The 20,922-nt window shown below is 39.7% G+C and carries 18 protein-coding genes and 4 tRNA genes; 11 read left to right on the top strand and 11 right to left on the bottom strand.

Translation table 11 applies throughout. The features are described 5' to 3' along the window. Window positions 1-147 precede the first annotated feature (147 nt). Window positions 148-1,182 carry a gliding motility lipoprotein GldB gene (gldB, locus tag WH223_RS02595; RefSeq protein WP_340045964.1) on the top strand — a complete coding sequence of 345 codons (1,035 nt, stop codon included), beginning with the start codon at window positions 148-150 and terminating at the stop codon, window positions 1,180-1,182. Window positions 1,183-1,286: 104 nt separating this feature from the next. Here the strand turns inward: gldB and WH223_RS02590 are convergent, their stop codons facing one another. The 7 genes from WH223_RS02590 to panC form a co-directional block, all read right to left on the bottom strand. Next, on the bottom strand, window positions 1,287-1,925 hold the full coding sequence (locus tag WH223_RS02590) for an FKBP-type peptidyl-prolyl cis-trans isomerase (RefSeq protein ID WP_340045963.1): 639 nt from the start codon (window positions 1,923-1,925) through the stop codon (window positions 1,287-1,289). A 108-nt stretch (window positions 1,926-2,033) separates the two neighbouring features. After that, window positions 2,034-2,699, bottom strand: coding sequence for an FKBP-type peptidyl-prolyl cis-trans isomerase (locus WH223_RS02585; protein WP_340045962.1), 666 nt, complete (start codon window positions 2,697-2,699; stop codon window positions 2,034-2,036). A gap of 192 nt (window positions 2,700-2,891) precedes the next feature. Further along, window positions 2,892-3,353, bottom strand: a complete 462-nt coding sequence (locus WH223_RS02580; RefSeq protein ID WP_340045961.1) for a thioredoxin family protein — start codon at window positions 3,351-3,353, stop codon at window positions 2,892-2,894. A gap of 220 nt (window positions 3,354-3,573) precedes the next feature. Then, window positions 3,574-5,778 (bottom strand): TonB-dependent receptor, encoded by a 2,205-nt coding sequence (locus WH223_RS02575; RefSeq protein WP_340045960.1) that lies wholly within the window; start codon window positions 5,776-5,778, stop codon window positions 3,574-3,576. 195 nt (window positions 5,779-5,973) lie between these two features. After that, on the bottom strand, window positions 5,974-6,336 hold the full coding sequence (locus tag WH223_RS02570) for a hypothetical protein (RefSeq protein ID WP_340045959.1): 363 nt from the start codon (window positions 6,334-6,336) through the stop codon (window positions 5,974-5,976). Between the two features lie 56 nt (window positions 6,337-6,392). Next, complete coding sequence (gene panD, locus WH223_RS02565; RefSeq protein ID WP_340045958.1) at window positions 6,393-6,743, bottom strand: aspartate 1-decarboxylase; 351 nt, start codon at window positions 6,741-6,743, stop codon at window positions 6,393-6,395. A 58-nt stretch (window positions 6,744-6,801) separates the two neighbouring features. Next, entirely contained in the window at window positions 6,802-7,647 is an 846-nt protein-coding gene (gene panC / locus WH223_RS02560; RefSeq protein ID WP_340045957.1) for a pantoate--beta-alanine ligase, read from the bottom strand. Between the two features lie 156 nt (window positions 7,648-7,803). Between panC and WH223_RS02555 the strand changes: the two genes are divergently transcribed. The 10 genes from WH223_RS02555 to WH223_RS02510 all read left to right on the top strand — a co-directional run bounded on the left by WH223_RS02555 (window position 7,804) and on the right by WH223_RS02510 (window position 13,200). After that, window positions 7,804-8,631, top strand: a complete 828-nt coding sequence (locus WH223_RS02555) for a glycogen/starch synthase (RefSeq protein WP_340045956.1) — start codon at window positions 7,804-7,806, stop codon at window positions 8,629-8,631. 160 nt (window positions 8,632-8,791) lie between these two features. Then, window positions 8,792-9,673, top strand: coding sequence for a hypothetical protein (locus WH223_RS02550; protein ID WP_340045955.1), 882 nt, complete (start codon window positions 8,792-8,794; stop codon window positions 9,671-9,673). Between the two features lie 165 nt (window positions 9,674-9,838). Continuing rightward, a complete protein-coding gene (locus WH223_RS02545) occupies window positions 9,839-10,582 on the top strand; it encodes a UDP-2,3-diacylglucosamine diphosphatase (protein WP_340045954.1) in 744 nt (247 codons plus the stop codon). Further along, window positions 10,570-11,130 carry a Crp/Fnr family transcriptional regulator gene (locus tag WH223_RS02540; RefSeq protein WP_340045953.1) on the top strand — a complete coding sequence of 187 codons (561 nt, stop codon included), beginning with the start codon at window positions 10,570-10,572 and terminating at the stop codon, window positions 11,128-11,130. Before WH223_RS02545 ends, WH223_RS02540 begins: the two co-directional genes overlap by 13 nt. A gap of 66 nt (window positions 11,131-11,196) precedes the next feature. Continuing rightward, on the top strand, window positions 11,197-11,526 hold the full coding sequence (locus WH223_RS02535) for a DMT family transporter (protein WP_340045952.1): 330 nt from the start codon (window positions 11,197-11,199) through the stop codon (window positions 11,524-11,526). 74 nt (window positions 11,527-11,600) lie between these two features. Further along, complete coding sequence (prfA, locus tag WH223_RS02530; RefSeq protein WP_340045951.1) at window positions 11,601-12,674, top strand: peptide chain release factor 1; 1,074 nt, start codon at window positions 11,601-11,603, stop codon at window positions 12,672-12,674. Between the two features lie 72 nt (window positions 12,675-12,746). Next, a tRNA-Asp gene (locus tag WH223_RS02525) sits at window positions 12,747-12,820 on the top strand. A gap of 54 nt (window positions 12,821-12,874) precedes the next feature. Then, window positions 12,875-12,948: transfer RNA gene (locus tag WH223_RS02520), tRNA-Asp, on the top strand. Between the two features lie 55 nt (window positions 12,949-13,003). Then, window positions 13,004-13,077 (top strand) — tRNA-Asp (locus WH223_RS02515). 49 nt (window positions 13,078-13,126) lie between these two features. Next, window positions 13,127-13,200: transfer RNA gene (locus tag WH223_RS02510), tRNA-Asp, on the top strand. Window positions 13,201-13,471: 271 nt separating this feature from the next. Here WH223_RS02510 and WH223_RS02505 read toward each other — a convergent pair. From WH223_RS02505 to WH223_RS02490, 4 genes are all read right to left on the bottom strand, one after another. Then, entirely contained in the window at window positions 13,472-17,215 is a 3,744-nt protein-coding gene (locus WH223_RS02505) for an ATP-binding protein (protein ID WP_340045950.1), read from the bottom strand. A gap of 108 nt (window positions 17,216-17,323) precedes the next feature. Then, complete coding sequence (locus WH223_RS02500; protein WP_340045949.1) at window positions 17,324-18,100, bottom strand: succinate dehydrogenase/fumarate reductase iron-sulfur subunit; 777 nt, start codon at window positions 18,098-18,100, stop codon at window positions 17,324-17,326. Window positions 18,101-18,124: 24 nt separating this feature from the next. Continuing rightward, window positions 18,125-20,059: a fumarate reductase/succinate dehydrogenase flavoprotein subunit gene (locus WH223_RS02495; protein ID WP_340045948.1), complete on the bottom strand. Its 1,935-nt coding sequence runs from the start codon at window positions 20,057-20,059 to the stop codon at window positions 18,125-18,127. Window positions 20,060-20,105: 46 nt separating this feature from the next. Then, a complete protein-coding gene (locus WH223_RS02490) occupies window positions 20,106-20,879 on the bottom strand; it encodes a succinate dehydrogenase cytochrome b subunit (RefSeq protein WP_340045947.1) in 774 nt (257 codons plus the stop codon). Between the last annotated feature and the right edge of the window lie 43 nt (window positions 20,880-20,922).

The raw sequence follows: 20,922 nt of genomic DNA, 5'->3' as shown, positions 1-20,922 counted from the left end.
ATGGATATGTTTGTCAAGCGATAAAAATAAGCATTTTTAAGGTAAAGAAGCGATTACGCTAGCATCGATTATCGGATCATTTGATTATCTAGCTTCTTTCCTGTAAACTTGTAGTTGATATGCTTACTTTTTAATCTGTTGAAATTGATGAAATCCTCCCTCCGTATTTTTGTATTAGCGATGCTTGCTTTAGGTTTCGCAACCTCTTGTCAACAGAAAACAAAACTTCCCGATGTATCGCAAATTAAAGTAGATGTTAAGATAGAGCGCTTTGATCAAGAAATAGCCCAATTAAAAGAAGTTGATGTGGCTCAGAAAAACAAAGTGTGGCAAGCGCAGTACGGTGATTTTTATGCCAATTTCATGCAGTATATGTTAGAGGTAGGCAACCCGAAGGATAGTATCTATGTGTCCACTATGTTGAAGCAAATTATTCAGCAAAAAGACTTTAAGCATCTTGCTGAAGCTGTCTCCAAAAAGTTCCCTAATCTACAGCGTGAAGAGAAAGACCTCACCCAAGCATTCAAATATGTGAAGTATTATTTTCCCGCTTATAAAATACCTCGTTTTATTTCCTTTTTCTCTGGTTTTTCAGTGCAAGTTCCTTTAGGTGAGGGGTATGTCGGTATTGGTCTAGATATGTTCTTAGGTAGTGACTCTGAGTTTTATCCCGCTTTAGTGCGTGATATTCCGATGTATATTTCACGTCGTTTTACACCCGAGAATGTCGTGCCGCGCGTTGTGGAAAGCGTTATTCGCCAAGATTTGTTTCCGCAGGAAAGAACGGATTTAAATACCTTGCAGCATATGATCTATGAAGGCAAGGTTCTTTTAGCCTTAGATTCTATTTTACCTACTGTAAGCGACTCCTTGAAGATTGGCTATACTGCGGAGCAGCTTAGTTGGTCTAAAGCATATCAGGAGGAGATATGGTCTTGGTTTTTACAAGAAGAGCTTCTTTATAGTACCGATTACCAGCGTATCCAGAAATATTTTACAGAGACGCCCTTTACAGCCGAGCTTGGTGAAAATAATGAGTCTGCACCTAAGTTGGGTATGTATATCGGTTGGATGATTGTGCGTAAATATATGGAGCGTAATCCCGAAGTTAAACTTAAGGATTTGTTGGCTAATGCCGACGCACAAGAGATTTTAGAGAAATCTAAATTTAAAGGGAAGTAAGTAAGCTTATTTCTCTAGATTATAAAACAAAATAAGGAGGCCGTTAGACCTCCTTATTTTGTTTTATATGAAGAATAGATATCTTCCAAAGGAAATAGTTAATACTATTTGATATCTACTACTTTAATCTCGAAGTATAATGGAGAGTTTGCTGGAATAGTAGTTTCACCATTTTTGTCTTTTAAAGATTGCGTGTCATATCCCCAAGGTGACGGCGTAGCAAAGCGGATTTTACCACCTTTTTTCAAGCCTTTAGCTGTCAAGCCTGAAGTTTTAACTTCTACACCATTGTATTTGAATACTTTTGGTAAGAAAGCCCACTGCCAAGCAGCAATTGTATTTCCAAGGCTAAACTCACGGGGTTTATCTTTTTCTGTTTCGTCAAAAGGCTTATCCATTTTTGTCAATAACGAACCTCTGTATTCAACACTGATAGTAGGGGCAAGAATGCCATTAGAGTTTACTTTGTACTCGTATGAATTGTCTGTGTTTTCCGTTATGATTTCGAACCACATACCTGTAGTCGTATCAAACTGAGGATTTGTGAAATTTTTCTTCGCGAAGGCTTCTAATTCTGGCGCCTGAAGGGCAATAAGCTTTTTAATACGTACATTTTCGATAGAGTCACGTATACGTGCTGCTTCTTTTTCTTTCTCAAAGTCAAAATCATTCTTGTTACACGCAGAGAACGTGATTGCAGCTAAAGCAACGAAAACGAAGCCTTTAAATAGTTTTTTCATCATTTGGGTTATTGTATTTTTTATGTTGTTTACGCTATAAATATATAGTGCCTAATAAGTTGCTTTCATGTACAATTTATTAGGCACTATATATTGGATATATGCTGTTTATTATTCGATGTTCAACACCTCAAACTCGTAGTCTAATGGTGTGTTTGCTGGAACAGATTTCGAATCAATAGTAACGGCTCTGTTGCCGTAAGCCCATAACGAAGGGGTAACGATGCGGAATTTACTTCCTTTTTTCAAACCATCTTTCGTAAGACCGAAAATTGTGAAACTTTCGCCATTAAGCTTTAATGTATACGGGTAGAAAGCCGCTGTTACAGCGTAAGTGACAAAAGCATTATTGTTGCTGCTAAAGTCATATGTGCTACCTTCTTTATCTTGTAAAATGACTGTTCCGTCTAACATTTTAACGGTATATTTCAATTTAACAATTGGAGGTTTAACCTGTACGTTATAGCCGTTGTTTGTTAATTTGTATTCGTAGCTATTGTCTGTCGCCGGCGCGATTACTTGGTACCAAATACCGCGTTGAATCTTAATGCCTAACTGTTGTAAAGGGAAGTTAACCGTGTCTACTTCAGCAGTAGGTAAGTTTTTCATCACGTAAGACTCAATAATCGGTTTTTCCGTTCTCATTAATAAGTCAATACGCTGTTTCTCTTCTTCGATTTGTCTTAAATAGTCGTCATTATTCCCACTTTTCATGCAGGAGCTTAAGGTTAACGAAGCAAATAAGAATACTAATAATTTTGTAGATAACTTTTTCATAACGATTAATAATCTGTTAGTTTTTAGGTAAAACGTGCGTATAAATACAAACGCTACAGCAAACATAAAAAAATTATAGAGTACATGCTACCAATTATATATTAAGTCTTCATTTAGAATAATAGGTAGCGTATTTCCACCTCTTCTTTTTAGGTCTCCCAAAGAAGGAGGAAAGGGGAGTTGTGTTTCGGTTTAGAGAATGCCGTTTAGCTTATCTCGTCCTAAGTATTGAAAGAAACGGGCTTTAACGGTGAAATCAGCGTCAAGGAGGATGGTTGTTGGAAAAATATATTTCCCTTTCTGTGCCGCTAGTAGTGTTGTCAACTGATGGTATTTTCCTGTTCTTTTCTTTGCAACTGGATTTATGAAAACTTGATTGTCAAAATGTACGCTATCTACAGATTCAGCATCAAACTGGACCGCATAGTAGTCGGTATTAATTTTGTCGATGATATGCTGGTCTGTGAACACCTCGTTCTGCATTTTTCGACAGAAACTACACCAGTCGGTGTGAAAAAATAACAATACTTTTTTAGGTTTTATAGCCAAGGAGTCCGATAGTTGCTCAAAGCTTAACCAATTTATCTGTGCTTGTTGTTGCGCAAATAGGCTGCCACTGCTGATAAGGAAAAGTAATAAGAGTAGTTTTTTCATAAGTTCTTTTTTATGCTCCGCCCAAGGGTTGATACCCTCAGGCGGAACTATTAAAAGGAGCGTTTAACCGCTTCGCTGTTTAGTGAAAGTGACCGATTCGAACACCCAATGTGAATGTTCTTGGTTTTGTAGGTCCGTAGATATAGTTGGAGTCGCGTAATGGGCCACGGTCAAGATCCTTCTGGAAGGAATTGAACATGTTTTGTACACCACCAAAAATTTACATACTGAAGTCATGCTTTACATTAAGCGTGTAGCCCAAGCGTAGGTTTAACTCCGCAAAATCACGTGTGTTTTTAATCCATACTTCGCCGCTTTCTTGTACGTGTGGAACAAGCATTTTGCCCGTATAAACACCGGTAACATCAATAGCAAATTGTTTTGTAGCCTTAATATTGGTGTTTAAGTAGCCATAAGCATTAGGTGCACGCATGTAACGCATGGTCGTAACATTATTCTCTGGCTCTTCGGCCTCGAAAATAACTTGTGCATCTTTATACTTAGAACGCTGAATTGTTCCTCCAGCTTGCACGCTGAATTTGCTCGAAGGAGCAACGCTCAACTCAATATTTGTTCCATATACGTGAGAACCCGTTCCGTTACGCATCTCTTGTAGGATTACCGTTTCCTCCTCACTTGTCATCACGTTGGTGAATGGGTTTTTAAGGTCTGTGAAAAATCCTTCTACCAATAAGCTCGTTTGTGTACGCCCGAAATTGCGTGTGTAATTAAAGGAGCCTGTATAAGCATTAGAATATTCTGTTTTCAAGTTCTCGCCCATCAATACAAATACCTGCTGGCCACCAACAGAAGTAACGTGCATATCCTCGTTGAAAGCTTGTGGTGCTCTAAAGCCGCGTGCAAAACCACCGCGGAACTGTAGATGCTCATCAATATCATAAAGAATCGTGATACGTGGACTGAAAGTGCCGAAATTTTGGTCTGACACACGATTTCTATCCAATAGCTGATATTTACCGTCAATAAACGTCAGGTCATAACGTGCGCCCACTAATGCTTTTAGTGGATCCACGATGCGCCATTCATATTGTGCGTAAGCACCAACGGCGTTGTTTTTCTGATCTATAGAACGGTTATATGCCGGTATATTATCCTTCGTGCGGTTCGCATTAAATTCTACACCTGCGGTGAAAACATCCTTGTCAAAGTTGTAGGTATACTGTCCGCCAGCAACAAGGGCGAAATCGTTCGTTAGGCCGTATGAGTTGGCCGCAACTACCGAATCTTGATGTTCTCTAGCACCACCAAGTCCACCATAGTAACTATCGCGGGTTGTTTTTTGTGCCGACACGTAGAAAGAAAGCTTCTGCTTCCAATCGCGCGAATAGTGGTCATAAGTAAGTCCGCCGATAAGCGCATTAGTCTGCACCTGCTCCGTGATATCCGTAAAGTGAGGAGCCAAATCTAAACGGTCGCCACCACGTCGGAATTCATTTAAGACACTCATATCAAGGGTAATCTTATCGTGCTCCGAAGGTTTTAAGAAAGCTTTCGTACCAAAGGTGGTATTTCTAAGCTTGGTGATGTCCGAAAATCCATCGCCATTGGCATCCCACGCTTGACGGTTACGGTTCATTCCGTAAAAGGTAACGCCTGTTTTTAAATCATTATCAATGTAAGAGGTGTTAAAGTCAACCGTGTTGTCCCATGCTTTGCCGTTGATTAAAGAGTTGGTAGATTTAATTTGCCAATCGTTTTCTATGGGGTCTTTGGTGATGATGTTGATTGTTCCCGCGATAGCGTTAGCACCAAATAGGGCCGAACCGCCACTGCGCACCACCTCGATCCGGTCAATCATGCTCGTCGGAATCTGGTCTAAACCGTAAACACTATTCAAAGCACTGAAAACAGAGCGGCTGTTGATTAGGATTTGCGAATAGGCTCCTTCCAAACCATTTAAGCGTACCTGCGAGAAACCACAATTTTGGCAGTTGTTCTCTACACGCACACCAGGTTGGTAGTTTAATGTCTCCGACATCGCAACAGATTGCGTAGCATTGAATAGCTTAGGTCCTAGTACATTAACAACAACAGGTGCTTCTCGACGTGCTAAGCCGTAGCGCGTTGCGCTGACAACAACCTCGTTTAAGCTTAAGTTGTCTTCTTGTAATACAAGCTGAAGCGCAGTCTTCTTCTCAGCGGCTGTTATTGTTTTTTTAGTCGTTTGATAACCTATTGCACGAATAGTAAGCACTGTTTTTTCATGCTGAACACCGTCGAGCGTGAAAAAACCTTCACTATCGGTGGAGGTACCATTTTTAGTGCCATCAATTAAAATGCTGGCTTGCGCGATAGGATTCTGATTCGCATCGGTTACTTTACCTTTTAAAGTCGTTTGCGCAACTATTGCCAAAGGCAATAGATATAGTAAGGCTGTAAAAAGCCCTTTGTAGTTTAATTTCATGGAATAGTAATAGCTTAATTAAAATGTAGATTGTACCATCAGACTTTTTCGTTCGGCGATATGCACAGCGGTATTAGGTACGCTTTTCCGACTAAGGAAAGCGCATTGACGGCTATAGCACATACTTTGCTCGTTTCAAACGAGAAGTAGCGTAGAAAGAAAGTCTAGATAGACGTTAAAAAAATGGAAGAATGATTAAGCTAATGGGGGACCCCGTAGATAATATTCCGTTACGGAAGCGATGGTGCTGCTAATCGTTATCTCCTTGAAGTCGATGAAAAAGACTAAAGGCGATAAAGGAATCTCAAGTACGGTGAAGTCCGACTGGAGGTAAGCACCAAGAAATACCACATTCAGGTATTGAATTTCCGCATCGGATTTGTGGTGATGCGGCTTTTGCTTTTTCGTGAAGTCATACGGGTGAATATGTGTTATAATTTCGCCCGTAGAGGTGACTTCCTTATGCATAAATACCACACCACTGATGATAATAATCATCATCCATACACTAAGTATGGCCGCTATAGACGAGCGATAAATGGTAGATAATTTGTGCATAAAAAAAGCGCTACCGGTTAAGAGTAGCGCTACAAAACTAAAAAATGCTTTTTAGATTAACGAATTAACTTATTGTTATCATCTGGGAATACCAAGCTTGGTTTATGACTTTTCGCTTCTTCAGGAGTCATGTGTGCATAAGAGATGATGATTACAATATCACCTACTTGCACTAAGCGTGCTGCGGCTCCATTCAAACAAATTGTGCCTGTTCCACGTTCTCCTGGAATAACATACGTTTCTAAGCGAGCGCCATTATTGTTGTTTACAATTTGAACTTTCTCGTTCGCTATAATATTGGCTGCATCCATTAAATCTTCATCAATGGTGATACTACCTACATAATTCAATTCGGCTTGCGTTACACGAGCACGATGAATTTTTGATTTCATTACCTCAATCGTCATGCTGCAAAATTATTGTATTTTGAATAGAAATAAGAACAATGCATTTGGAAAATGACATTTAGTTCAAAATCATGTTGTCTAGCAGACGTACCTCTTCCACCCATGCCGTAAGCAAGGCTACATAGTTTTTGTCGGCTTCAATCTCTTGTACCTCTTGCAGGGTGCTACTTTCACAGATTGCTAAATACTCTACATTTATTTCTCCTTCAGCATCCAATAGTTGGAGTGCTTCTTGGCGCAAGGTAGCTATAGCTTCTTTTCCAAAACCTTCTTTAATATGTTTTAAAGCGCGCGATAAGGCTAGGGCTTTTATTTTACCAGCTTCTGAGAGTCGCATATTTCTAGAGCTTAAGGCCAAACCTTCTGCGCTGCGAATGATTGGGCATATCTGAATATGCACCGGTAGCCCCAAAAGGGTCACCATATGCTGAATAACCATCACCTGCTGGAAGTCTTTCTGACCAAAGCATGCAATGTCTGGTTGGGTCAAAGAAAAAAGTTTATAAACGACTTGTGTAACACCTTGGAAATGGCCAGGGCGTTTTTCACCTTCCCATATTTTGTCTAGATCACCCAATTCAAGATACCATGATTCAGCCTTGTCAGGATACATCTCTTCTACGCTCGGAAGGAACAGAATATCGCATCCTCCGTCCGCTAGGAGTGCCATATCATTTTGGATAGGGCGGGGGTATTTTTCTAAATCTTTAGGGTCATTAAACTGAGTAGGGTTTACAAAAATGCTGCATATAACGATGTCAGCTACTTTTTGTGCCTCGGCAAGTAGCGATAGGTGGCCTTCATGAAGCGCGCCCATCGTGGGTACAAGAGCAATCTTTTTATGGTTCTTACGGAGGTCTGCGAGGTAGTCCTGTAAGGATTGTTTTGTCTTGAATATTTCCATTACACTAGTCTTTTACGTGAAAAATGAAGGGGCAAAATTGCGCAATTATTTTTGAAATATAAAAGTGTGAAAACGAGTGAATTGTAAAATAGATAAAAATTACGTACCTTTGTATACCGATTTTACTATTCGATATAATAAAAAAAACAACTGGAGATGGCAAAAACGAAAATATTGTTTGTAACCCATGAGATGTCGCCTTTCCTTGAAATAATTAAAATTTCTGAAATAACACGCCAGTTACCGCAAGCGATGCAAGAAAAAGGATTCGAGATTCGTATTCTTATGCCGCGTTTTGGTAATATTAATGAGCGCAGAAATCGTCTTCACGAAGTGATAAGGTTGTCGGGAATGAACATCGTGGTGGATAACAATGACAATCCGCTAATTATTAAAGTAGCCTCATTACCTGCTGCACGCATGCAGGTTTACTTTTTAGATAATGAGGAGTATTTTCAGCGGAAAAAGATTTTTCGAGATGAGAAAGGTGAGTTTTTCGCAGATAATAACGAACGATCTTTGTTTTTCTGTAAAGGAGCATTAGAGACTGTGAAAAAATTGGGCTGGTCGCCAGACGTGGTACATTGCCATGGTTGGTTTACCGCTATGATTCCAGCGTATTTGAAAACAGCTTACAAAGACGATCCTGCTTTTAAAGATGCCAAAGTAATGTACTCTTTATATGCAAATGAAGAGTTTGGTTCCCTATCCCCTAAGTATGCTGAAATGGCAGGACAGGAAGATATGGATGTTGCAGAAGCAGCTAATTACGGTGATGGTTCTTATGTAGACATGTACAAAGGTGCTTTATCTTTTACTGATGTGGTGGTTTATGGTGATGAAGATATTCACCCGGAATTGAAATCCTACATCGATGAGAAAGGTATCCGTACGTTTATCCCGAAAGGTGATGATGACTACGAAGGATTTGCTGATCTTTTTGACGAGTTCGCGACAGCGGATGCGGAGACAGAATCCGTTTAGATATTTATTTTTTAGACAAAGGCGCTTGAGAAAGCGCCTTTTTTGTGTTTACATAGTTTTATAACTCGATACGTTATGTATAAATATATTGTGTAAAGTATAATTTGTTTTATTACAATATAAATTATACTTTAAAGCTTATTTGATTTAACCAGTTTTTATGAAGATAAAGTATTCTTTAATCGCCTTAGTATTATTTATAGCCAGCTGCAAAAAAGATAATGTAGTAGACCTTGATACAGAGGGAGAGCAGAGACCAATTGTTAATACCAGAACTATTTTAATGGCCGATGTAGGTTTGAAAAATAGTACTCTTCAACAGGAAAAGCACTCTTTATTGGGATATGGTTTCGATGCTAAAGAGAAGACTATTTATGTTATCAATGGGTTGCGTAATATAGTTATTAACATGGAAACACTTTCTGATCGTGAATATGGTGTTGTAACAAGTAGTAGTGGTGAAGGTTTTCATAGTAATAATTTAACTAAAAAAGAAGTACTGTCCTTGCTTAAACTAACAAGTACGGAGTCTACCAATCCGTCCTATCAAGGTTATGATTTTAAAAAAATGTTACCTGATAGCAATATTACTTTTGTAAATGAAATTGTTGTGGATAGAAACTTTCGTTTGTATAGAGATTTAAAACTTACATCCAAAAACTATAATGAAGATTTTAAAAATGCAGTTGTAAAACTAAGTCCTGAAGAGCTTGTTAAACAATTTGGGACGCATATTATTTCAGATTTTTATCAAGGTTTTTTTTATGTCGGAATAAGTTTTATGGATAATGAAACGTACTCCGATGATGCAATCACGCGAAACAGACAAAACCTAATTTTTGCGGCGGGTTCGGATATTTCTTCCATAACGACAACAAATGATGTGATAAACTTTGGGGGGTATGGGAAAAACTATAGAAGAGAAAATTCACAATTTGTAGGCTTCGGTAATTTAGAAAGGCAAGTTCCGCTTTATGAACTGTTGGAACAAGGCGAAAAAAGAGACGCTTTAAAAAAATATATTGAAGCTTACTTGAAGTAGGACCGTAAAATGCGCTTTCTCAAGCGCATTTTTTGTTTAGCGTTTTATGTAAGGCAATTAACAAGCCTGTAGGAAGGCTTCTGAGGGGAATATGCGGATTATCCCCTGTTTTTTTTGTATTCTTGTGCATCCTTTTTAGGAGCTAATTTTGAATGTAGTAAGCGAATGAGAAATAAGGTTTATTTTGCGTCTGATTTTCACTTAGGTGTTTTACCAAAAGCTACTTCACGGGAGCGTGAAGCTCGCATTGTGGCTTGGCTAGATCATATTAAGCAAGATGCTAAGGCTTTATACCTTGTCGGTGATATTTTCGATTTCTGGTTTGAATATAGCACTGTCGTGCCACGTGGGTTTGTTCGTTTTTTAGGGAAACTCGCGGAACTTGCCGATTTAGGCGTGCAGATTACCCTTTTTAAGGGTAACCATGATATGTGGATGTTCGGATACTTGAAAGAAGAGCTTGGTGCCACTATTATTGATAATGAGCTCATTCTAGAGCTGGATGGTAAGCGTTTTTTCATCCACCATGGCGATGGGTTAGGGCCAGGCGACGCTAAATATAAATTTCTAAAGAATTTTTTCAGAAGTAAAGCCTGTCAATGGTTGTTTGCTCGTTTACACCCCAATCTCGGTATTGGTATTGCGCAACGATGGTCGCGTCATAGCCGTGGAGCGAATGATCATGAAGAACTATTTTTAGGAGAAGATAGAGAATGGTTGGTTTGTTACGCTAAAGAAGTTTTGCAGAAAGCACATTACGACTTTTTTATCTTCGGTCATCGCCACCTGCCTTATGATTTACCGTTAGATCCTGATAGCCGTATTGTTAATCTCGGCGAATGGATGCATTTTTATACCTATGCCGTTTGGGATGGGGAACAGTTAACACTCGAAGAATGGAAGCTGTAGCAATCATCCAAGGGCTATATCCGTTAAAGGAACCCGATTTATCGCGCCTTGCCTCTCTTTTTGAGCCTATTGAAGTGCCTAAAAACACGAATATTATTGCTGCCGAATATTCTTCGAAGTACCTATATTTTATCAAAGAAGGCTCTTGCCGCATCTTTTATTATAAAGAAGAAAAAGAAGTTATCCTTGATTTTTCTTTTGCGGGCGATGCCTTAATCTCGTTAAATAGTTATGTGCATGGCAAGCCTGGTTATGAATATATTCAAACGATGGAAGAATGTAAGCTGTATCGCGTAAGTAGCCATGCTTTACAAGGACTGTTCTTAGATTCGCTAGGTATAGCCAACTGGGGCCGTAGGCTCGCTGAAGTGGAAACGTTGAAGATAGAGTACCGCCTGATGTCAAAGCTCTTTAAAACGGCTGCCGAAAGCTACCAAGAGCTTATGGAAAGAGCGCCCAAAATTATTCATCACATCAAATTAGGATTTGTGGCTTCCTACCTAGGGATTAGCCAAGTTACCTTAAGCCGCATTCGTGCAAAAATTTAATTTTTTAACAAATGTTAAAAAAAGGTACTTCCTGAAATACGACCTTTGTCCCTTAAAAATAAAAAAATGAACTGGATAATTTTAATTATAGCTGGACTCTTTGAGGTTGGTTTCACATCATGCTTGGGTAAAGCTAAAACAACAACAGGTACAGAGATGTATAGCTGGTATGGTGGTTTTGCTTTTTGTTTGACCGTAAGTATGGTCCTATTAATGAAAGCTACACAAAGCTTACCATTGGGAACAGCCTATGCCGTATGGACAGGTATAGGGGCTGTAGGTACTGTTTTGGTTGGTATCTTGGTTTTTAAAGAGCCTGCAGATTTTTGGCGTGTATTTTTTATTTTTACCCTTATCGCTTCTATTGTCGGTTTGAAAGCGGTTTCCTCTCATTAATACCAAAAAATTCTTTACTTTTGTCGCTATAAATTTTAGAGCAAGTATGTTGCTTTGAAAAAGTTATAGAAGATATGTTAGATAAATTACAAGCTATAAAGGAAAGATGGGAAGGCGTGGAGGCTGAATTAAGCAATCCAGATACCATCAATGATATGAAGCGTTTTGCTAAGTTGAATAAAGAATACAAAGACTTAGGTAAAATCGTTGAGCAGTACCATTTGTACAGAAACATGGTTAGCAATATCGATGCGAATAAGGATATCTTGGCAAATGAAAAAGATCAAGAGTTGCGTGAGATGGCCAAAGAAGAGTTAGATACCTTGTGGACACAACGCGAAGAAAAAGAAGAAGAGATTCGTTTGATGCTAATTCCAAAAGATCCGGAAGATGCTAAAAATGCAATTATAGAGATCCGTGGTGGTACTGGTGGTGATGAGGCTGCATTGTTTGCGGGCGATTTATACCGTATGTACACACGCTATTTTGAAACTAAAAACTGGCGTACAGAAGTAATGGATGTTACGGAAGGTACTTCTGGTGGTTACAAAGAGGTGATCTTGAAAGTAATTGGTGAAGATGTATATGGTCAGTTGAAATATGAATCGGGTGTTCACCGTGTACAACGTGTACCTGATACAGAAACACAAGGACGTGTACATACTTCAGCAGCATCTGTTGCGGTATTGCCAGAGGCGGAAGATGTAGACGTTGAATTAAACCCTGGTGATATTGAGTTGCAGACATCACGTTCTGGTGGTGCCGGTGGTCAAAACGTAAATAAGGTAGAGACGAAGGTACAGCTTACGCACAAGCCTAGTGGTATCGTCGTTGTTTGTCAGGTTGAACGTTCCCAATTGGCAAACCGTGAGCTAGCGATGGAGATGTTGCGTAACAAACTTTACGAGCTCGAAGTGCAGAAAAAACACGGCGATGTAGCAGCGAAACGTAAAACTATGGTGTCAACAGGTGACCGTTCGGCAAAAGTGCGTACATATAACTACCCACAAGGCCGTGTTACTGAACATAGAATTGGTATGACCTTATATAATTTACCAGCTATTATGGATGGTGATATTCAGGGAATTATCGATGCTTTACAGTTTGCAGAGAACGCTGAAAAGATGAAAGACGGTGCCGTAGACTAGGTTTTTTTTAAAAAAGTTTAGTTTTTTAGAAATAAACGCTATATTTGCACACCTTCAAACGAGAAGGGATTAGGTCTGGTAGTTCAGCTGGTTAGAATACATGCCTGTCACGCATGGGGTCGCGGGTTCGAGTCCCGTCCAGACCGCTAAAAAAAATAGAGAAGCAAGTTCTCTAAAACATTGAATAATTGAAAATCTTAGGTCTGGTAGTTCAGCTGGTTAGAATACATGCCTGTCACGCATGGGGTCGCGGGTTCGAGTCCCGTCCAGACCGCTAAGAAAAAAATAGAGAAGCAAGTTCTCTAAAAATTGAATAACTGAAAGTCTTAGGTCTGGTAGTTCAGCTGGTTAGAATACATGCCTGTCACGCATGGGGTCGCGGGTTCGAGTCCCGTCCAGACCGCTAAGAAAAATTAGAGAAGCGAGTTCTCTACGATGAAATTGAAAGTATTGGTCTGGTAGTTCAGCTGGTTAGAATACATGCCTGTCACGCATGGGGTCGCGGGTTCGAGTCCCGTCCAGACCGCTCTTCACATCGAAGGCATCCTTGAAAAAGGATGCCTTTTTTTATGCCTATTTTTTTGAAAATCCGTTTTCTGATTGTGCTGCTTAAAATTCCCTCTCCCGAGTAGTTTCTCTGCGTTTGTCTATTTATATCTGTACAGCATGTGTAAAGCAACCGAAAGAGAGGCCACACAAAATGCTGACCATTATATACGGCATTACTTTGCAGGGCTAAACCTAGGCATATTCGCCATAGTAACCAATAAGAGGGGGGGATTTTGTGGGGCTATTTCCTAAGCTTGGTATTCTGGTAGGTTAATAATAAATGTTGTACCTGTTCCTGATTTCGTAATAAAACTGATAGAGCCTCCAATTCCGGTGATGGTTTGCTTGACAAAAGCAAGACCAAGTCCCGTACCTGAGCTTTTTGTCGTGAAATTAGGCTTGAATATACTCGGTATTACTTCCGGAGCAATACCATAGCCATTATCCTGTATACTGAGGCGTATGGTGCGATTACTCTGCTGTTCGATAATCACGTCAATCTTATGCTTCTTCTTCCCTCTACTGGCTTCTATTGCGTTTTTGAAGAGGTTGTTCAAGGAGCGTAGAAATTGGTCTCTATCGCCCAAGATGTAGAGATGTGCTTGTTCCGTATGATTCATCACCGTGATGCTGACATTGGTTTCGTTACCAAAGAGAATAACCGTTTTATTAATTTTCTCCATGATATCCAATTTCATCAAGTTTGTTTCCGGCAGTTTGGCAAAAGCTGAAAACTCCGTGGCGATGGTTGATAAGCTATCAATTTGTTCAATGATAGAAATAGAAATCCGCTGAAAGCGTTCTGCAAATTTAGGATCATCCTCATTGTAGGAGCGCATAAGTTGCTGTACGCCCAATTTCATCGGCGTCAGCGGGTTTTTAATCTCATGGGCTACCTGCTTGGCCATTTCACGCCATGCGTTCTCTCGCTCGGCATCACGTAGCTGTTTGGCGCTTTCCTCCAGCTTAATCAGCATGTAGTTGTATTCCTTGATGAGCATTCCGATTTCATCGTTACGCTCCCAATAAAGCGGTTCATTAATTTTATTGGATAACTGCGTCTCCGCCAATTTCTGTCTGACGATATTTAGCGGTTCTGTGATCTTACTCGATACGGCTACGGCTATAAATCCGAAAAGAATAATTACCACTGTGTAAATGTTCAAAATTGTATTTAGAAGGAGCTTCTTACTTTCTGCTGCTTCTTTGACGGTGTCATAGTAAGGAATGTTAAGGTAGGCGACTGTTTTAAACTCAGGGTCCTTAATCGGCGTATACGCAGAAGTGTAGCTGAAATCGGAGATATCCTCGTTCTCATAAGCGATTGTTTTGCGTAGCGCACCAAGTTTGGTGAGCACATCTGGATTAATATAATCCGACACAAACTTCATATCATAGATACGAGGTTGTGTAGAAAATAGGAGCTTACCGTGTTTATCAAAAAGATTGAAATTACTAATCGACGATACGGAGAGATCCTTGATAAGGTTGATGATTGTAATTTCTTTTACTTCTTTTCCTGCGGCAATGTTAGATTCGATTTTTCTAGTTATTTCCGCAATTTCACGTTGTCTATTGTTCGATTGGTTGCGTTCCAACTGTCTATTGATACTAATGAAAGCAATGGCCCCAGAAAGGAGAATACCAATGAGGACAGAAAGAATAACGAGCGATTGAATACGTGTACTGTAAAGGATGCTATTGGATACCTGCCAGAAATGATAACGAATACGCTTCCACCGGAATTGGGTATTCGCAAAAGTACGGATGATATAGTTAACAAGATTGAAGATGCTAAAAAAGCAAAGTAGAAAAATGAAAACGATAGATCCTAAAGCAAGGACATCCCACAAGCTAGGTTTCAGCTTACTGTAGACTACGGTTGTTTGGGCATCTGGCTTATAGAACAAATGGATAAAATCGCTTTTATCATCCATTTTTGTGAACTGATGTATTTTCTTGCCTTTGTAATTGTCTAAGCTCGGGTAATTGAATGACCCGAATTGAGTAACCAGCTCGCCATCCCGGTAAAATGCATAGGAGTTTTCCTGAAATTGGTCAAACTGTTTGTTAATAACGCGATTGTCCGATAAAATATCAGGATAAGGGATTGGCGTACCAAAAGAAAGATTCTTAAGGTTTAGGTATAGGTGGTATACTTTATTCGGATTATTGGCATACGGAATTGTGATTGAAGTGAAATATTCTAAACTACCCAATTCGCTCTTCAGCCTATAAAAATTATTTGTGTACGGAATCTTAATGGCATTTTTAATTACCTTTTCTCGGTATTCATTTGCTTTATCAGTACCATAATTGTTTAAAGGATGACCTTCATTATTATAGGCAAAAGCCTGAAATTCGAACTTCGATAAATAACCACTAAGGTAACGGGTTCGTATATACTCGTCTATAGCTTTACGGCTACTCGAGCTGTCGCTATGGTTTAAAAGTCTTTTTAGTTGCTCATCATTTCGCAGGTCCTTTTCCAGGTCGATGAATAAGGATACCGCATTGGTGTCATCCTCCGCCAACAGCTGATTGATGGCGAGCTTCATCGATTCTGTCTTACGAATCGTGTTGTAGAAGTCGTAGGAGACAACGGAAATAGCTGACAGTAGAAAGACACTAACAATGAAAATGGAGAGCGTGTAGGGCTTCGCAAAGGGGTAGGTGCGGTAGGTACGCAGCAGGATGAGTACTCCAAACAGCACACAGAATAAAAGATTGAGGTCAAGCAGTGCGCAAGCAATAAGCGATATCACCACACAGATCAGTTGGATATTCAGTAGCGTGGTAATTTCCTTACTGAAAAACTTGACTAATTGGGTCGTGCTATCTACATATAAAACAAGCGATGTGATGTTGAAACATAAGATTACAATCGTTAACCATCCGTACGCTCCTAGATTAAGAATTTTTGTGAAGTCATTTTCATAAAAACTTGAATGCGTCAAGAGCGTTCCCAGGTAATGGTACATGACAAAGCCCGAAAAGTAAATCGATAGAATCGAAATTAAAGAAATCAGCGTTGACCATATTTTATCATGGAAGATATAGGGAATCCGTAGGCTGCTCTGGATAGAACGCATGAAGCAGATGTACCAAAATATCATCGCTGTGGTCATAATATATGACCATAGATTGGGCAAAAACTCGTTGTAGGCGTAATATTTTGGGTCGAATAGCTCTAGGCTGGAGTGTATGGATAGCCAATTCGTCTTCAGGTCTATGTAACGCACAAAAAGGATAACACTTAAGAATAGGAGGGCAGCGAGCCAGCCTCGTCCTTGCTTCGCAATATGGATACAGATACTGTTGCTTAAAATCAACGTACATATCAATGCCATTAACCAACAGAAGAACTGTAGGTTGATATAGATGTTATCCTTTTTACCATCAATTAGTTTAATGGAGAATAGATAGTCATTAGCACGGCTGTAGATATTACGGATATTGGTGTTATCATCGTAATTGGCGACATCAATGTTTTTTACATTAATATTGGAGATAAAATCGTTATTTAAATATTCGTTGCTCGCCTCAAAATTTCGTTTTAAGGGAACCAGCGCAATGACGGAAATATTGTTTTTAAGTTCTTTTTTCTGCACGAGAAAAGAACGGTTGGTTGTCTCTATAAATGATATTTTAGGCTTAAGGCCTAAATCGGTGGCTGGAACATAGTTGTTGTCCGACCAATGTACAAGTTCATGATGCTTATAGATATAGATGAGTACAAATTCTTTCTTTAGCTTGCTCGTGAGCTCTGCCACCTGCAGCGGGTATTTTTCTACATTCTGAAAGGTCTTAATGCTTAGACTGTCGGCCCATACCTCATCTATTTTATTCTCAAAATGATGGATTTTGCGCGTTAGCTTACTCGCATCAAGCTCCAACATATCCTCATCGGTGATGGTGAAATGTATCGTGATAGCGGTGCCAATTAAGGTCAGGGTAAGGATAAGCAGAAGAATGCGGATCTTTGTAAGCATACTATTTTGCGTTCATGTACAGGTAAATATAAAAAAAGTCCTCGATAGTATGGTTACTACGAGGACTCTCTCTTCTCGATACGGACAAAAATGCCCTATAAGATTTTATTATTGAACGTGAACGTCTTCTTCGCGGAAGAATTTAGCCGTTAAGTACTCACGGTTCATGCGTGCAATATTTGTTAATTTAATGCCTTTAGGACATTCAGCCTCACAAGCTCCTGTGTTTGTACAGTTACCAAAGCCTTCAGCATCCATTTGGTCAACCATTGCTTGCGCTCTTTCGTAACGCTCTGTTTGTCCTTGTGGAAGTAAAGCAAATTGAGAGATTTTTGCCGAAACAAAAAGCATAGCTGAAGCATTCTTACATGCCGCCACACAAGCACCACAACCAATACATGTTGCAGACTCGAAAGCCTCATCAGCAATACGCTTAGGAATAGCAATGCTGTTTGCATCAGGAACACCGCCTGTGTTTACGTTTACATAACCACCCGCTTGTTGGATACGGTCGAACGATGTACGATCTACCGCTAAATCTTTCAATACCGGGAAGGCTGCAGCACGCCAAGGCTCAATTACGATAGTTTGACCATCGTGGAAAGAACGCATGTGCAACTGACAAGTTGTAATACCATATTTTGGTCCGTGTGGACGACCGTTAATTACTAAAGAACACATACCGCAAATACCTTCGCGACAGTCATGATCAAAGTAAATTGGGTCTTCACCAAGACGCGTAAGGTCTTCGTTAACGATATCAAGCATTTCTAAGAAAGACATGTCATCAGCAATATCTTTCGCTTGAACGGTTACGAATTGACCTTTTGTTTTATCATTTTTTTGACGCCATACTTTCAGCGTTAAATTCATATGTTGTGCCATGATCGTATTTTTAATACCCAACTACTATTTATAACTTCTTTGTGTTAGCTTCACATTTTCGAAAACTAACTCTTCTTTATGAAGAACAGATGCTGTATCCTCACCCGCAAATTCCCAAGCGGATACATAAGTGTAGTTTTCGTCATCACGTTTTGCTTCACCTTCTTCTGTTTGCGATTCTAAACGGAAGTGACCTCCACAAGATTCATTGCGGTTTAAAGCGTCATCTACCATTAATTCACCCAATTCTAAGAAGTCAGCAACACGTCCTGCTTTTTCCAAAGACATATTTAATTCTTCATTCTCACCTAATACGCGAACGTCAGACCAGAATTCTTTTTTAAGATCTTGGATTAATCCTTTTGCTTTTGTCAATCCTTCTGCTGTACGAGCCATACCACAGTATTCCCACATGATGTGGCCTAATTGTTTGTGGATATCATCAACAGTTTTAGAACCGTTTAAGCTAAGTAGTGTATTGATTTTTCCTTCTACCTCTTTACGTGTCTCCTCAAATGCAGGGTGGTTTTTATCTACTGGTTTGAAGTTTCCTAATTTCGCTAAGTAATCACCTACTGTGAAAGGAATAACGAAATAACCATCAGAAAGACCTTGCATTAATGCTGATGCACCTAAACGGTTAGCACCGTGGTCAGAGAAGTTACACTCTCCTAATGCGTAAAGACCAGGGACAGTAGTCATCAAGTTGTAGTCAACCCATACACCACCCATTGTGTAGTGAACAGCAGGGTAGATACGCATTGGTTGTTTGTAAGGGTTCTCATCTGTGATTTGGTAGTACATATCGAATAAGTTACCATATTTCTCACGTACTGAATCTTCACCTAAACGGCCGATAGCTTCAGCGAAATCTAAGAATACAGCGATACCTGTTTTACCAACACCACGTCCTTCATCTACCATTTCTTTAGCGTTACGTGAAGCTACGTCACGAGGTACTAAGTTACCGAAAGATGGATATTTACGCTCTAAGAAGTAATCTCTGTCGTCCTCTTTGATGTCCGCAGGATTTAACTCTCCTTTTTGTAGTTTTTGTGCTAATTCAACTGTTTTAGGAACCCATACACGACCGTCGTTACGTAATGACTCAGACATTAACGTTAATTTCGATTGGTGGTCTCCTGTTACAGGAATACAAGTAGGGTGAATCTGCGTGTAACAAGGGTTGGCGAAGAATGCACCACGTTTGTGAGCTCTCCAAGCTGCTGTTACGTTACAGCCCATTGCGTTTGTAGAAAGGAAGAATACGTTACCGTAACCACCTGTACAAAGCAATACCGCATGCCCTTCATGCGACTCGATTTTACCTGTAACCATATCACGGGTGATAATACCACGTGCTTCGCCATCAATTTTCACTAAATCAAGCATCTCGTGACGCGTGTATGATTTAACTTTTCCTTTACGGATTTGACGGTTTAAAGCCGAGTAAGCACCTAATAATAATTGTTGTCCTGTTTGACCACGAGCGTAGAACGTACGCGATACTTGCGCACCACCGAAAGAACGGTTGTCTAATAAACCACCGTACTCACGAGCAAAAGGAACACCTTGCGCCACACATTGGTCAATGATATTTACCGAAACCTCAGCTAAACGGTAAACGTTTGCTTCACGTGCACGGTAGTCACCACCTTTGATTGTATCGTAGAATAAACGGAAAACAGAGTCACCGTCATTCTGGTAGTTTTTTGCTGCGTTGATACCCCCTTGTGCTGCGATAGAGTGCGCACGACGTGGAGAATCTTGGTAGCAGAAAGTTTTTACATTGTAACCTAGCTCTGCTAATGAAGCAGCAGCCGATGCACCTGCTAAACCTGTACCAACAACGATAATAGTGAATTTACGTTTGTTAGCTGGGTTTACCAACTTCATCTCAAATTTATGTTTTGACCATTTTTCGGCTAATGGGCCTGCTGGTACTTTTGAATCTAACATATTTAGATATTTTGTATTTAATAGATAGGCAAGCCTATCCTAAATATTATTTAACGAAATAAAAATATAACGGCATTAAAGCGAATCCAATAGGGATAATAACGCCGAAAAACCACACACCTACTCCTCTGATAATTGGAACATACTTTTTGTGCGATACACCAATTGTTTGGAATGCCGATTGGAATCCGTGAATCAAGTGGAATGCTAAAGCTGCCATCGCAAGAACATAAAATGCGACAAGACCTACATTTTCGAAGGCGAAATCTACTTGCTTGTATAAATCACGCGCTTTCGTAATTTCTACGTTGTTCTCAACCGTAACTTGGTAGTCGTGGAATTCAGAAGCAGAAATCTCTGTGTGCGTAATGTCTCCTGTTGCCAAATCCTTTTTGTACTCGATGTAAGGTGTTTGGTCATTGTGGTATTTCCACCAGAAGTTTTGCATGTGTGTTGCAATGAACACTAAAAGTACCGTTCCTAGGATACCCATGTTACGAGAGTTCCACTTGCTGTTTGCTTTACCATCTGTTGCTGCATAAGCAACCGGACGTGCAGCTCTGTTTTTAAGCGTTAAAATTAGTGCATAAACAGCATGCAGAATAACAGACGCATAAAGTAAGTAAGAAACGACCTTAATAGGGGTGAAATGCGTCATGAAGTACGCATAGTTGTTGAAGGCATATCCCGCGTCATCCTTAAATAACTGCAAGTTACCAATCAAGTGAACGATTAGGAATGTACATAGAAAAATCCCCGTTAAGCTCATGATTAGTTTTCTTCCTAGTGAAGAATTTAAAACTGGCTTTGAATTACTCATTATCCTTGTTGTTTTTATATTAATTTCGCAAATCTATCTATTT

Origin of the sequence: Sphingobacterium sp. MYb382 (genome assembly GCF_037572665.1) — a bacterium.
In the GTDB taxonomy this organism is placed as follows: Bacteria; Bacteroidota; Bacteroidia; order Sphingobacteriales; family Sphingobacteriaceae; genus Sphingobacterium.
Note: the sequence above shows the minus strand (reverse complement) of the source record. Positions and strands in the feature narration are given on the sequence as shown.

Coding starts and splice junctions, on each gene's coding strand:
- panC (WP_340045957.1), bottom strand. CDS start 7,647: ATGGAAATATTCAAGACAAAACAATCCTTACAGGACTACCTCGCAGAC.
- WH223_RS02555 (WP_340045956.1), top strand. CDS start 7,804: ATGGCAAAAACGAAAATATTGTTTGTAACCCATGAGATGTCGCCTTTC.
- WH223_RS02490 (WP_340045947.1), bottom strand. CDS start 20,879: ATGAGTAATTCAAAGCCAGTTTTAAATTCTTCACTAGGAAGAAAACTA.
- WH223_RS02585 (WP_340045962.1), bottom strand. CDS start 2,699: ATGAAAAAGTTATCTACAAAATTATTAGTATTCTTATTTGCTTCGTTA.
- WH223_RS02505 (WP_340045950.1), bottom strand. CDS start 17,215: ATGCTTACAAAGATCCGCATTCTTCTGCTTATCCTTACCCTGACCTTA.
- WH223_RS02575 (WP_340045960.1), bottom strand. CDS start 5,778: ATGAAATTAAACTACAAAGGGCTTTTTACAGCCTTACTATATCTATTG.
- panD (WP_340045958.1), bottom strand. CDS start 6,743: ATGACGATTGAGGTAATGAAATCAAAAATTCATCGTGCTCGTGTAACG.
- WH223_RS02545 (WP_340045954.1), top strand. CDS start 9,839: ATGAGAAATAAGGTTTATTTTGCGTCTGATTTTCACTTAGGTGTTTTA.
- prfA (WP_340045951.1), top strand. CDS start 11,601: ATGTTAGATAAATTACAAGCTATAAAGGAAAGATGGGAAGGCGTGGAG.
- gldB (WP_340045964.1), top strand. CDS start 148: ATGAAATCCTCCCTCCGTATTTTTGTATTAGCGATGCTTGCTTTAGGT.
- WH223_RS02495 (WP_340045948.1), bottom strand. CDS start 20,059: ATGTTAGATTCAAAAGTACCAGCAGGCCCATTAGCCGAAAAATGGTCA.
- WH223_RS02550 (WP_340045955.1), top strand. CDS start 8,792: ATGAAGATAAAGTATTCTTTAATCGCCTTAGTATTATTTATAGCCAGC.
- WH223_RS02500 (WP_340045949.1), bottom strand. CDS start 18,100: ATGGCACAACATATGAATTTAACGCTGAAAGTATGGCGTCAAAAAAAT.
- WH223_RS02535 (WP_340045952.1), top strand. CDS start 11,197: ATGAACTGGATAATTTTAATTATAGCTGGACTCTTTGAGGTTGGTTTC.
- WH223_RS02590 (WP_340045963.1), bottom strand. CDS start 1,925: ATGATGAAAAAACTATTTAAAGGCTTCGTTTTCGTTGCTTTAGCTGCA.
- WH223_RS02540 (WP_340045953.1), top strand. CDS start 10,570: ATGGAAGCTGTAGCAATCATCCAAGGGCTATATCCGTTAAAGGAACCC.
- WH223_RS02570 (WP_340045959.1), bottom strand. CDS start 6,336: ATGCACAAATTATCTACCATTTATCGCTCGTCTATAGCGGCCATACTT.
- WH223_RS02580 (WP_340045961.1), bottom strand. CDS start 3,353: ATGAAAAAACTACTCTTATTACTTTTCCTTATCAGCAGTGGCAGCCTA.